We start from the raw sequence: 12,814 nt of genomic DNA, 5'->3' as shown, positions 1-12,814 counted from the left end.
AACACATATGTTCCGGCAGTCAAACCTGTAATGGTATAATCGTATGGTGCCTCTGCATTTGTTGAAGAAGGAATCAAAACACCCCCATTGTAAAACTCAACTTTTGAAATTGTACCATCAGCATCCGCTGCACTTGCAATCAATGTTACCGAAGCCGGTGCTGTATAAGTAGCATTATTGGTCGGCGCTGTTAAAGAAACGGTTGGCGCTATATTTACAGGTACTACCGCAGTCACGGTTACCGTTACCGTTGCTGATGTGGTTACCGCGCCGGCGTTGTCCGTTGCTTTAGCCGTGAACACATATGTTCCGGCAGTCAAACCTGTAATGGTATAATCGTATGGTGCCTCTGCATTTGTTGAGGAGGGAATCAAAACACCCCCATTGTAAAACTCAACTTTTGAAATTGTACCGTCAGCATCCGCTGCACTAGCAATCAATGCTACCGAAGCCGGTGCTGTATAAGTAGCATTATTGGTCGGTGCGGTTAAAGTAACGGTTGGCGCTATATTTACAGGCACCACCGCAGTCACGGTTACTGTTACCGCGGCTGATGTGGTTACTGCACCCGCGTTATCTGTTGCTTTTGCTGTTAGCACGTATGTGCCGGCAGCAACATTTGTCCAGCTGTAAGAATACGGTGCGCTTGCATCTGTAATTAATAAGGTTGAACCATTATAGAATTCCACTTTTGAAACCGTGCCGTCTGTGTCGGCAGCGTTCGCAGTTATGGTTACCGAAGCCGGTGCTGTATAAGTGGCATTGTTTGTTGGCGCTGTTAAAGAAACGGTTGGTACTATATTTACAGGCGTAACAACAGATGCTGTTGTGTTGATGTAGTTTAAATTAAAACCATCGGTATCCATAACAACACGCATTATTTTTTGCCCTGCCGTGAGTGTAACATTTGGAACTGTAACGGTTTGCCAGGTCTGCCAGCCACCTGTATTCGGAATCGTAATCGAGCCGGTAATATTGACACCATCCATCTCTATGTGCATGGATTTTCCTGTTGCCGTTGCAGCAACGCGTACACTAAAATCATACTTTCCGGCAGCGGTTACATTCACCGTATATTCTACCCATTCACCGGCAGCGGTATAAGCGATATTGTATCCGCCACCTGCATCCGTACTAGCTTCGATATCTACATCGTCTGACCGGTATTGATTGCCTTCATTTCCTACGGAAGCATCGCTGTATGCAAGCGTACCGCCCAAGTCATAATTCTCTGCTTCAATTTTTCCTGGTATGGCATAAGGCGCTGTACCAAATGGTGCCTGCACGACATCAACCGGTGGTGTTACCGGAGCTGAACCCGGCAAATAAAAATTCCCGGTCAATAAGAATAAATAAAGTGTTTTTAACGTTTGGTTGAAATAAGAACCTGCATCATTTAATCCCTTTAAATCTGCATATGAATTATCCAGGTGCGATTGATTATCCCCGCCCATGGCAGCAGAAGCAAAGGCGCCTACGAAAGTACTGTTGTGATATGAACTGGTATTTGATCCATTTTGGCTATAACCGTCTTTAACATTTTGAGAGCCGCCCAAATTTACCCGTACAAAATCTGAAGATTTTTTTGAATACGTTTTTGCACTTGTATTGCCATACCAAACATAATCTACAGCAATTCTCCACGGAGTGCGGGCTGCATCATAGGAATAATTTCTGCCGCCATTCGCATAGCCTCCTGCAGCACTTGAATAGCTTCCTGAGGATGTACACCAATCTGATACCAGACCACCGACAGCATTATTCACACTAAGATTATTATTGATAACTACATAACATTTATCGGCTACATTATTCCAGAAGTTGTCGTTCATGTAGGTAGCAAATGTCCTGAAATAACCTGGTGCAAAATAAGAAGGATTGGTTATTGAACTTCCGCCAAACTGATCACCTGGTTTTACTACATACGAACCGCCTTCGATTTCAAAATTTTTAATAGCAGTAATCAATGCTTTAGCATCATTCTTGTAATTAATGGAACCTGTTGTCCCCCACTGATAATCTGCTACAATAAGCGCCATAGCCGCATCCAGTTCCGCATCGGTAGCTCCATTCGAACCGGCAGTACCGCTGCAACCGTTGATTTTCCAGTTCATAACGCCATTGCCATTGCGGTTGTCCTTATAATAATTCCATAAGCCATCAAAGAGTGTTTTGTCGCCTGCATATGCTGATAACAGCATCCCATAGCCAATTCCTTCGGATACAGTCTGGCTGCGGTTATCAAATTTCACCCTGTATCTGCCATTCGAACATGCTTCCACAAAATTTGTCTTCCACGTATTGTAATTATTCATGGCATCCTGACTGTTCTTATTACCTGGCATAATTCCATAAGCATATGTTTTATTAGCCGGAAAAGGTTGTGTCTGCGCATTTACCTGGTTACTTAATGCAATAATCATTAGTAAAGCAGAAACAATTCTGAAGAGAAGGTTTCTTTTCATGGGAGGAGTTTTTTTGGTTAGTTGAGACAATTCCATAAAATGAAGTGAAGGGCGTTACATCCATTTTATAGAATTATTTATATAATTATTACAATAATAAATATTACATTTTAATTGGAAAAATAATATAATGAATATTTTTTATTTGAATTTTCATATTTATAAAAATTCGCTTTTTTGAACCGGAAACGCACTTTTCCGTGTTCGAACGTCAAAACCAATTAGAAATGATTTTCTTTTTTGTAACCCTGATATCTCTCCAGGATTCGGTTTTTCAGGAAAAAAATTGATAATCCGGCCAGAAAAACTACTACTGAACCTGCCTGTAGCGCAAATGCCGTTCCCATGTGTTCGGAAATTAAACCGATCTGAAAATTACCCAAAGGGGTCAGCCCAATAAACATGAGCACATAAATACTCATTACCCGTCCTCTGAATTCACTTTTCACTAACGTCTGAATCGTAGTATTTGACTGCGATGCGAATGCGAGCAAACCCAGGCCGCTAAAGAAAAGCAGTAGCGCTGCAGTATGAATATTTTCCGAAAAGCTGAATAGAAAAATACTTACAGAAAACACCATTGTTCCCCCAACGATGAAATATAACGGAGAAACTTTTTTTGAAAATAATCCTACTATAACAGCTGCAAACAAAGAACCCAAGCCCGAAGCGGCATATAAATATCCAAGTCCGGCGGCATCTACATGAAAATCATTTTTCGCGATAATCGGTAAAACAGTTGTATAGGACCAGCCGAAAATCGATACAATCCCGATAACCACAAACAAGGTGCGTATAATCGGGTGTGTAAATGAATAAGCAATGCCTTCTTTAATTGCTTGAATCGGATTACGTTTTGGCGCAGGCACAGCTGCAGCCGTTTTCATTTTTTTTAATGCAAGAATCACAGCGATGTAAGTGCATGCATTGATCAGAAATGCACCGCCGGTACCAATCACCGCAATCAGCACACCTGCAATGGTTGGGCCTAACACACGTGCCGTATTAAAAACGCCGGAGTTCAGGGCAATAGCCGATGGCAGTTGTTCCTTGGTTACCAGGTCGGATACAAACGCCTGTCGTGCAGGCGCATCAATTGCGTTAACGGTTCCCAGCAAAAAAGCAATTGCGCAAATCTCCCAGATCGTGACCCACTCAAACACAGTCAATATGCCCAGTATAAACGCCAGACTCATGGCACAGATCTGAGTAAAAAAAAGAATATTCTTTTTGGGAAAATGGTCTACCACAACTCCGCCCCACAAGGTAAACAACAAGGTTGGCAGTGTAGAAAGTGCCATTACCAAACCAATCAATAAAGGGGATGTTGTTAACTGCAGCACCAGCCAGCTTTGAGCAACGATCTGCATCCACGTACCAATCATGGATATCAGCTGTCCTGAAAAATAAAGTTTATAGTTTACGCTCTTGAATGCCGGGAAAGCATTATATATTTTAGTGACCCAACCCAGATTCTGTTCAGCCTGGATTTCGGGTGTTGAATTGATGATAAAATTTTCCTGGGAACTATCCTTGGGATCCATATAAGAAGCTGACTTGCTTACTCAATATAACACTTCTTTGCAGCAAAACATTCATTCTTATAATTTCTCGTAGATAATGGGAAACTCAAACACTCGTTCATCAACCACCACTTTAAGCACAGCGCTTTTGCAATGATTCATAGACATATAAATTTTGTTATCGATAAAATTTAATGGATAAACAGATGTAGCAAGCAATGCTTCTGATTCCCAGTATTGTTTGTCCTGTTTAGCTTCAACCAGCCTGTTGGTGAGGGTTTTAATCTTTTCCTGGTAAACCGCGTTGCTTACCTGGCTGCCACTTGAACTAACCGGACTTTTCTTTCCGATCTTAATCGCTGGCAACGTATTGTATACAGATACAACTTCGTTTTGCGTATTACGGGTTTTGTTTAGCGTCTTGATTTCTTCCTCACAATAAGCAATCTCTCTGTTTTTCTTTTCAATCTCTGCCTCGGGATTTAATACATTGACACTGTCTGTTTTTCCATCTTCATAAGTGCGGAACAGTACCATTTCAGCCGGATTCACATCAACGGTATCCTTTGCAATATTCTGGGCTTTCAACCGAAAAACTGTATACTGCTGATAATCCGTCTCACTTTGAACAGATAAAAAAACATCTTCCTTATAGATACTGCAGATCTTTTTTCCCTGCACCCATTGAGCGTTGTCGCAAGCTACCTGGTATATGTATACATCTTCAGAAATTCCAAAACCTAAACATGTCAGGAGACTGAATAAAATTAATTTCATGGAGCTTTTTGTATAAATCAATATCCTGCTTGTATACGAAGATTTCCCAAAAGAGTTTTTGCTGAAAAAGTCTGAAATACCCTCCTAATAAGGGATATAAGACCCTTCCGGGGAAAAGATTACAAAATTCCATTTGATTTTGACTGAAATATCATTAAAATTATCTTACTCAACATGAATATAATACTCCTCTCCAGGTAAAATGAATATCTTTTACACCCTAGAAAAAAACAGGCGGGAAACACGAATTAAACAATACTCAATTATTTTATTGATAACCATCCTGATCAGCGGTATTCCTGATATCATGGTTGGCAATACAAATTCAGTATATGTGGTATTTGCTTTCTCACCCGTTTTAATTTTCTGTATCTATATAAGAAAAAAGTATACCGATCTGGCAGGTAGTTTTTTATTGCTATACACAACCTTTACCATATTGGTCGGGAATATATATTACGGCAACGGATCCGGTAATTACTATTTTTACATCGCTGAATACATCGCGCTTCTGTTAATCATCGACACGCGAAAAAAAGTATTTCTGATTGCTAACAATTTACACATAGGTTTGTCCATTATCATCACTCAATTCTGCAACTGGAATGATTATATAATCGTGCCGCTTTCTGAAAAATCCCTAGCATTTATGGGCAATATCAATGTACTGTTATCCATACTGGTAAGCCTGTATTTGTTTTATTCGTACATCGAAGAAAACATTACGAAAGAAAATTATTTAATATCCATGCATAACAGGATCATTAAAAAAAATAAAATCATTGAAAATGCACAGACAAACCTTGAAACATTTATTTACCGCTCTTCACACAACTTACAGGGCCCCATCCGTTCCATCATGGGTCTGTATAATCTGAGCATTCTTGAAAACAATCCCGAAAAATTAAAGGAACTTATCCAGCTCACCAACGAAAGTGCTCAGCAATTAGACAAAGAACTATCAATTACTTCACAGGTTTTTAAGATTAATCAGCATTTAATTACCTTATCTCCGGTCAACCTATATCAGTTTGTAGTTGATTTTTTTAAAAGATCAGATATTGAGCTAAATGTATCCGATATTTCAAAATATAATTCTAAAGCAGATGTGGAAATGCTTACCATTGGCATGGAAAACCTGAACCAGATCTTCGAAAAATTACGTTTGAATGCTTCGGTTGTACCACATTTGAAAATAGACATCATTGATGATGTATTTGTTTTTACATTCAGTTTTGAGGCGAAATTCATGGATAAAAAATATATTCCTGTATTCTTCTCTCCTTATCAGAAAGATCTGGGTTTTTTATATAATCTATCCAGTGAGCCCTATATTTGCCGCCGTATTATGGATAAACTTCATGGCGATATCTCTCTTTCAAAAATTTCCGATTCAACACTGGCCTTCTTTGTATCATCAAAATTAATTTAGCTCCCGCAACTCTTGGCGTGATTTTAAAAGGCGCTTTTATTATTTCTGATTGTGTTGTAGAAAGGCGCTGTATTCTTTATCTTTGATATTGAATGATTTTAGAAATGACTTCTATTTCACTATCCATATGCGTTTTGCTCAATATCTTTGCTGGAATAATATCCGGTCAATCTATTGCTGTATATGATAAGGAAAATTTCTATAAAATTTTTTCAAAAAATGACTTAGCTCTTATTTCAGCAGAACTGAAAACCATTCAGCGTTCAGATTTTAATGAAAAGGAAGCTTTTGAAGGCGCTCTGCTAATGAAGAAAGCGGATATAATAGGTAATCCTAAAGATAAATTGTCTGTATTTAAAGAAGGGAATGCCAAATTAGAGCATGCAATCAAGAGCGCCCCGGATAATACAGAGTATCGTTTTTTAAGGCTGATGATCCAGGAGAAAGCTCCGAAGTTTCTGGGATACAATAAAAACATAACCGAAGATAAATCTTTCATTACAACCAATTACAAGACTCTTCCGGCTGTTGTTAAAGAAGCTGTCAAAAATTACAGTAAAACATCTTCTGTCCTTACACCTGATATGTTCCCGTAATAGTATTGCCAGATGGAAAAAAATATTTTAGTAATTTATTATACTCAAACCGGCCAGTTAGGCCAGATCGTTGATAATTTCATTCAACCTTTGGCTCATGCTCCAGGTATAACCATTGAAAAAGTAGCTGTAGAGTTAAAAAATGAACATGTCTTTCCCTGGACATCCGATCGTTTCTTTGACACTATGCCTGAAAGTGTTTTGGGAATTCCTGCAGAATTAAAAGCTTTCACACTGAAACGTACTGCTTATGATCTGATCATTTTCGCATATCAACCCTGGTACTTGTCGCCAAGTATTCCAGCCACATCGATTTTACAAAATTCATCTGTTCAGGCAGTAATGAAAAATACGCCTGTAATAACGCTGATCGGTGCGCGGAATATGTGGCTGAATGCCCAGGAAAAAATAAAAAAAATCCTTAAATCAATTGATGCCCAATTGGTTGGAAATATAGCATTAATCGACAAGCACAACAATCACCTGAGCGCAGTAAGTATTCTTTACTGGATGTTAAGTGGAAAAAAAGAGCGATATTTATCTGTATTTCCCAAACCCGGAGTTTCGGATCAGGACATTCAGTCGGCTTCTGTATTTGGTAAGACGGTGTTGGAATACCTGAATAAGAATGACTGGAATGGATTACAGAATACCCTGATTGCACAAAAAGCAGTGGAAATAAAACCAAATCTTATGTTTATTGAACAAAGAGCGGGCCGTCTGTTTTCTATCTGGGCAAATCTGATTATTACAAAACAAAACAGAAAACCCTGGGTAACGGGTTTTAAATATTATTTATTGATTGCATTATTTATTGTAGCTCCAATCGTAGTAGGTGTCAATGAAATTTTATTTAAACCCTTTTTGAAAAAACAGATCAACAAAAAGAAACAACATTACCAGGGATTGAATTAACACAGTTGAGGATGTCAGCGAAACAAGTATATATTACAAAGACGGCGAGTTTTTTTCCAAATGATCCGATTTCAAATGATGAAATGGAAGAATATCTTGGCCTGATCAATGAAAAGAATTCTAAATCAAAACGTATTGTACTTAGAAATAACGGTATTAAACGTCGTTTCTATGCTATACAAAAAGATGGTACAGCAACTCATACCAATGCACAGATGGCTTCACTGGCCATCCGTAAATTATTCAACGATAAGGCTGATGGCTTAAAAAGCATTGAACTCTTAAGCTGTGGTACGTCCAGTCCCGACCAGATGATGCCTTCACACGCGGTTATGGTGCACGGCTGGCTTCCTGAAACAAATGCCATAGAAGTCGTATCGCCATCGGGTGTATGCTGCGCAGGCATGCATGCATTGAAATATGCATTTCTATCTGTTCGTTCCGGTGAAGTATCTACAGCAGTAGCTTCAGCATCTGAACGCTTATCCAGAATCTTACGCTCTGATACATTTGAAGACGAAGTTCAGAAATTACTGGAACTGGAAGAAAATCCAAGCATCAGCTTTGAAAAAGAATTTCTTCGCTGGATGCTGTCAGATGGCGCCGGAGCATTCCTGCTATCAGACAAACCGAATACCGATGGATTAAGTCTGCGTATCGACTGGATGGAAGCTGTTTCCTATGCACACCAGGTAGAAGCCTGCATGTACATGGCCAGCGACAAACTCGAAGACGGAACACTGAAAAGCTATATGGATTATACACCGGAAGAGGTTGTATCTAAATCAATACTCAGCATTAAACAGGATGTGAAACTTCTGAGTAAACATATCATTGAGTTTGGCTATGATAAATTAAAAGCATCGCTAGATAAACACGGACAGTCGGTAAATGAAATCACCCATTTCCTTCCGCACATGTCCAGTGAATTTTTCAAAAACAAAATTGCAGATAAGCTGGCTGAAAATGGCATGGCCATCCCGGAAGAAAAGTGGTTCACCAATCTTTCCACGGTCGGCAATGTCGGCGCCGGTTCCATTTATTTAATGGTCGATGAATTATTTAACAGCGGAAAATTAAAGAAGGACGAAAAAATACTTTTACTGGTTCCTGAGAGTTCTCGCTTCTCTTATGTTTTCGCTATGCTTACCGTTTGCTAAAACGAATTCTCATTTTATACTTTTAAAATCAGAAGCACATGAAAAAAGACGAAATACCACAAGACCCGAGTGTGTTGGATAAGTTTACAAAAGAAGTGTGCTATGCCGTGGATGAATCCGGCAATTATGTAACGCAGTTGAGCAGAGGCTGGGAAGTAAAAGCTGCAGCTCTCGGAATCACCTGGGATGATATCGAAAAAAAAGTTGCTTCCGCTAAAGAAAAGGTATTGAAAGGCGAAGTAAGTCCTATCCCTTATTACATCGAACTCAGAGTAATGGATCTGAGCATTGTGTCTGCTTATACCGGATTCTGGAAATGGACCATCAAAAGACATTTCAAACCGGCTGTGTTCAATAAGCTTTCAGAAAATAAATTAAAAAAATATGCTGAACTTTTTGAAGTTTCTGTGAGCCAACTTAAAGATATTACTACTCATGGCTGATACATTCAACCACCTGCAAGCTGCCCATTGCGAGAATGGTGTTACCACCAATCTGCTCCGCAATGTTGGTGTTTCTCAAATTACCGAGCCTCTTGCATTTGGCATTGGCTCAGGTTTATTTTTTATTTATATACCCTTGATGAAAATCAACAACGGTCCTGCCATTGCATTCCGTACCATGCCGGGTTTGATTTTCAAACGTACTGCTCAATCACTGGGTATTGATGTGGTGCGTAAAACATTCATTTCACCAGCTAAGGCGCAGCAATTCCTGGATGAGTGCATTAAAACCGGCCAGCCGGTTGGGTGCCAGGTAGGCGTATATTTTCTAAGCTACTTCCCGAAAGAATATAGATTCCACTTCAATGCACACAACCTTATTGTGTTCGGCAAAGAAGGCGACAATTATCACATCAGCGATCCGGTGATGGAAACTACCAATGTACTTAGTTCCTATGAACTGGAACGTGTGCGTTTTGCCAAAGGAGCGCTGGCACCAAAGGGGCAGATCTATTTCCCGAAACAAGCGAAACCTGTATCAGACGATCAGATCCGCAAAGCAATTGTAACAGGTGTAAAAAGAAACATCCGCGATATGCTCTATATACCTGGAGGCTTCGCTGGTGTTAGCGGTATCAAGTACACAGGAAATAAAATCAAAAACTGGAGAGATAAATTGGGCATCGAAAAAGCCGGCTTATACCTGGCTCAACTTGTGCGTATGCAGGAAGAGATCGGTACAGGTGGTGGCGGTTTCCGTTTTATCTATGGAGCATTTCTTCAACAGGCACATACTTTTCATAATGATGACCGCCTGCCTGAAATTTCGAAACTATTTACCCAATCCGGAGACATGTGGCGCAACGCCGCTATACAAGCCGCCGGCATTTATAAAGGACGTATAACTTCACAGGCAGACTTCAATCTCATGGGTGATTACCTGGTTGAGATTTCTGAACTTGAGAAAAAAGCTTTCAAAGAATTAAGTACCGTAAAATGGCAGAAGTAAAAAGACCTGCCATAGAAATTACACGCCTGAGTTTTCACTATACAGAAAACTCAGGCGTGTATTTCAACGACTTCAACCTGCGTATCCTGGAAGGCGAACGGTTTGGATTGTTCGGTCCGAATGGTGCCGGTAAATCTACGCTCTTGAGTCTGATGACCGGCTTACTGAATGCGCAGCAAGGTACGGTGCATTTATATGGACAACCTGTACAGCATAAATCCATTCGGAAATTGTTTGGTTATGTGCCTCAGGATTTTTCTTTGTATGAAGAATTAAGTCCGCGTGAAAACCTGCATTTCTTCGGTGCCTGGGCCGGACTTAATCAAGCAGAGATCGGCAAACGTACGAACGAGCTGCTGGAAGTGCTGGGCTTAAAAGATGTTGCAACCAAACCTGTAAAAACATTTTCGGGCGGAATGAAACGCCGCGTAAATCTTGCAATCGGTGTACTGCACAAACCTGCAATCCTTTTCCTCGATGAACCAACCGTTGGCGTTGATATTCAAACGCGCCATGCGGTTATTGAATATTTAAAAGAGTTAAATCAACAAGGCATGACGCTTGTCTATACTTCGCACCAGCTGGCAGAAGCCGAAGACCTGTGTATACGCATTGCATTGATGGACCATGGAAAATTACTAGCCTGCGACAATACAAACGAATTACTCCGGGCGTATAAAGAATCAGACCTGGAATCTTTGTTCTTAAAATTAACCGGTAAAGCATATAGAAATTAAATCATGTTCAAACTCTGGGCAACCATACGTAAAGACACTTTACTCCTTATCCGCGATAAGGTTGGATTGATCCTTATGTTCGTTATGCCCATTGCTCTGGTGCTTGTAATAACAAGCATCCAGAACAGTACGTTTGAATTGGTGAATGAAAATAAAATTCCTTTGCTGGTATGCAATAAAGATGCTGGGAAAACAGGCGCTGAATTCATTTCAGCATTAAAGCAGATCGGCATGTTTGAGATCACACAGGTTTCAAACAGCTTAAGTACGGAAGCCTTGAATACAACCATGCATGAAAAGGATGCCTTGGTTGCTATTGTTATCCCTGCAAATTTTTCATCCGCGATCAATGAAAAATCTATAGAGCTTTCTTCAAAGGCATTGCAGGAATTCGGTTTATCTTCCGACTCCTTAAAAAAGAAGGAAGCGAAAAAGATCAATTCCATTATCTGTATGTACAATCCCGTGCTGCAGCAATCGTTTCTGCAATCCATTAACGGTGGCTTATCCAGCGCGGTACAGATCATTGAAGGAAAAAAATTAGTGCAGCACATGTATGTAACACTGAATGAAAAACCTATGCCGGAAACGTTACAAATGGAGATTCTGCAGAAAAATATTTCCATCGAAGAAATTCCTGCTGCAAAAGACGGCAGCAAAAGTATTCCAAACGCTACACAGCACAATGTTCCCGCATGGACTATTTTCGCCATGTTCTTCATTGTAATCTCCCTTGGCGGCAGTGTGGTAAAAGAAAAATTAAGCGGCAGCTACATCCGCCTAAAAACGTTGCCTACCAATTATCTGGTGGGTTTGCTTTCCAAACAAATCACCTTTCTGGTTGTAACCTTATCACAAGTGTTTGTAATTTTCTCTTTAGGGATCTGGCTATTCCCGCATATCGGCTTACCTAAACTAAACTTACCGGCAGACCTGATCGGCTTGCTGGTTATATCCCTGCTTTCCGGCTGGTGTGCCATCAGCTATGCGATCTGTGTAGGCACCTTTGCACAAACACAGGAACAGGCAAATGGTTTCGGCGCTGTGTCTATTGTAATCTTAGCTGCTGTCAGCGGTATACTGGTACCATCCTTTGCCATGCCGCAATCTTTTGCCGTTATCATGAAATGCTCCCCACTCTACTGGTGCCTTGAATCTTATTACGGTTTGTTTCTTGAGCGCGGCTCTCTAACCGACATTCTTGAAAATGCATTACCGATTATAGGCTTTATTATTATCATCCAGGGCATCACGATTGTGGGCCTTAAAAAGAAAAATCTGATCTGAACACAATATATATACCATGGGAACACCTGAACTTAAATATCAACTGAAAGAACAAATCATCAAGTTTTTAAATCTCATCTCTGTAACACCGGAAGATATTAAAGATGATGAACCTCTATTCGGTGAAGGCCTTGGCCTTGACTCAATCGATTCACTGGAATTGATTGTATTACTCGATAGAGAATACGGCATCAAGATTACCGACCCAAAAGAAGGGCGCAAAATCCTGGTAGATATCAATACCATGGTTGACTTCATTGAGAAAAACAGAACCAAATAACTCGTGAGCAGAATTGTTGTCACTGGAATAGGTATGATCAGTGCTATTGGCGATAGTGTCGATAGCAACAGGACTGCTTTGCAAAAAGGCATCTGCGGCATCTCTTCCATTGACCTGTTTGAAACAAAATATGCAAAAGAATTACCCTTTGGTGAAATAAAAATTTCAAATGCAGTTTTAAAAGATCAGC

12 protein-coding genes and 1 pseudogene are annotated in these 12,814 nt (G+C 40.1%); 10 read left to right on the top strand and 3 right to left on the bottom strand.

The window, feature by feature from the left end:
* The 3 genes from ACTHJT_RS13820 to ACTHJT_RS13810 form a co-directional block, all read right to left on the bottom strand.
* Positions 1-2,465 (bottom strand): glycosyl hydrolase family 8 (locus ACTHJT_RS13820; RefSeq protein ID WP_440239174.1); only part of this gene is annotated, 2,465 nt, incomplete at its 3' end.
* 221 nt (positions 2,466-2,686) lie between these two features.
* Positions 2,687-4,009 (bottom strand): MFS transporter, encoded by a 1,323-nt coding sequence (locus tag ACTHJT_RS13815; protein ID WP_440239172.1) that lies wholly within the window; start codon positions 4,007-4,009, stop codon positions 2,687-2,689.
* 57 nt (positions 4,010-4,066) lie between these two features.
* Entirely contained in the window at positions 4,067-4,765 is a 699-nt protein-coding gene (locus ACTHJT_RS13810; protein ID WP_440239169.1) for a hypothetical protein, read from the bottom strand.
* Positions 4,766-4,967: 202 nt separating this feature from the next.
* On the opposite strand from ACTHJT_RS13810, the gene ACTHJT_RS13805 reads away from it, so the two are divergent.
* The 10 genes and pseudogenes from ACTHJT_RS13805 to ACTHJT_RS13760 form a co-directional block, all read left to right on the top strand.
* Positions 4,968-6,197, top strand: a complete 1,230-nt coding sequence (locus ACTHJT_RS13805) for a histidine kinase (RefSeq protein ID WP_440239167.1) — start codon at positions 4,968-4,970, stop codon at positions 6,195-6,197.
* Between the two features lie 134 nt (positions 6,198-6,331).
* A complete protein-coding gene (locus tag ACTHJT_RS13800) occupies positions 6,332-6,793 on the top strand; it encodes a hypothetical protein (RefSeq protein WP_440239165.1) in 462 nt (153 codons plus the stop codon).
* Between the two features lie 12 nt (positions 6,794-6,805).
* On the top strand, positions 6,806-7,708 hold the full coding sequence (locus ACTHJT_RS13795; RefSeq protein WP_440239163.1) for a hypothetical protein: 903 nt from the start codon (positions 6,806-6,808) through the stop codon (positions 7,706-7,708).
* 11 nt (positions 7,709-7,719) lie between these two features.
* A complete protein-coding gene (locus ACTHJT_RS13790; protein ID WP_440239160.1) occupies positions 7,720-8,868 on the top strand; it encodes a beta-ketoacyl-ACP synthase III in 1,149 nt (382 codons plus the stop codon).
* A 38-nt stretch (positions 8,869-8,906) separates the two neighbouring features.
* A complete protein-coding gene (locus tag ACTHJT_RS13785; RefSeq protein WP_440239157.1) occupies positions 8,907-9,311 on the top strand; it encodes a hypothetical protein in 405 nt (134 codons plus the stop codon).
* Positions 9,304-10,320, top strand: coding sequence for a BtrH N-terminal domain-containing protein (locus ACTHJT_RS13780; protein WP_440239155.1), 1,017 nt, complete (start codon positions 9,304-9,306; stop codon positions 10,318-10,320). Before ACTHJT_RS13785 ends, ACTHJT_RS13780 begins: the two co-directional genes overlap by 8 nt.
* Positions 10,308-11,057, top strand: a complete 750-nt coding sequence (locus ACTHJT_RS13775; RefSeq protein WP_440239153.1) for an ABC transporter ATP-binding protein — start codon at positions 10,308-10,310, stop codon at positions 11,055-11,057. The genes ACTHJT_RS13780 and ACTHJT_RS13775 overlap by 13 nt, the downstream gene beginning before the upstream one ends.
* A gap of 3 nt (positions 11,058-11,060) precedes the next feature.
* On the top strand, positions 11,061-12,344 hold the full coding sequence (locus tag ACTHJT_RS13770; protein ID WP_440239151.1) for an ABC transporter permease: 1,284 nt from the start codon (positions 11,061-11,063) through the stop codon (positions 12,342-12,344).
* A gap of 16 nt (positions 12,345-12,360) precedes the next feature.
* Complete coding sequence (locus ACTHJT_RS13765) at positions 12,361-12,624, top strand: phosphopantetheine-binding protein (protein WP_440239148.1); 264 nt, start codon at positions 12,361-12,363, stop codon at positions 12,622-12,624.
* Positions 12,625-12,627: 3 nt separating this feature from the next.
* Positions 12,628-12,814, top strand: a pseudogene (locus ACTHJT_RS13760) (beta-ketoacyl-[acyl-carrier-protein] synthase family protein); the annotation flags it as partial.

The organism is Cytophaga sp. (assembly GCF_051961495.1).
Lineage (GTDB): Bacteria > Bacteroidota > Bacteroidia > Cytophagales > Cytophagaceae > Cytophaga.
This window is presented reverse-complemented; position numbering and strand designations above follow the sequence as displayed.

Coding starts and splice junctions, on each gene's coding strand:
- ACTHJT_RS13815 (WP_440239172.1), bottom strand. CDS start 4,009: ATGGATCCCAAGGATAGTTCCCAGGAAAATTTTATCATCAATTCAACA.
- ACTHJT_RS13810 (WP_440239169.1), bottom strand. CDS start 4,765: ATGAAATTAATTTTATTCAGTCTCCTGACATGTTTAGGTTTTGGAATT.
- ACTHJT_RS13805 (WP_440239167.1), top strand. CDS start 4,968: ATGAATATCTTTTACACCCTAGAAAAAAACAGGCGGGAAACACGAATT.
- ACTHJT_RS13795 (WP_440239163.1), top strand. CDS start 6,806: ATGGAAAAAAATATTTTAGTAATTTATTATACTCAAACCGGCCAGTTA.
- ACTHJT_RS13790 (WP_440239160.1), top strand. CDS start 7,720: ATGTCAGCGAAACAAGTATATATTACAAAGACGGCGAGTTTTTTTCCA.
- ACTHJT_RS13785 (WP_440239157.1), top strand. CDS start 8,907: ATGAAAAAAGACGAAATACCACAAGACCCGAGTGTGTTGGATAAGTTT.
- ACTHJT_RS13780 (WP_440239155.1), top strand. CDS start 9,304: ATGGCTGATACATTCAACCACCTGCAAGCTGCCCATTGCGAGAATGGT.
- ACTHJT_RS13775 (WP_440239153.1), top strand. CDS start 10,308: ATGGCAGAAGTAAAAAGACCTGCCATAGAAATTACACGCCTGAGTTTT.
- ACTHJT_RS13770 (WP_440239151.1), top strand. CDS start 11,061: ATGTTCAAACTCTGGGCAACCATACGTAAAGACACTTTACTCCTTATC.
- ACTHJT_RS13765 (WP_440239148.1), top strand. CDS start 12,361: ATGGGAACACCTGAACTTAAATATCAACTGAAAGAACAAATCATCAAG.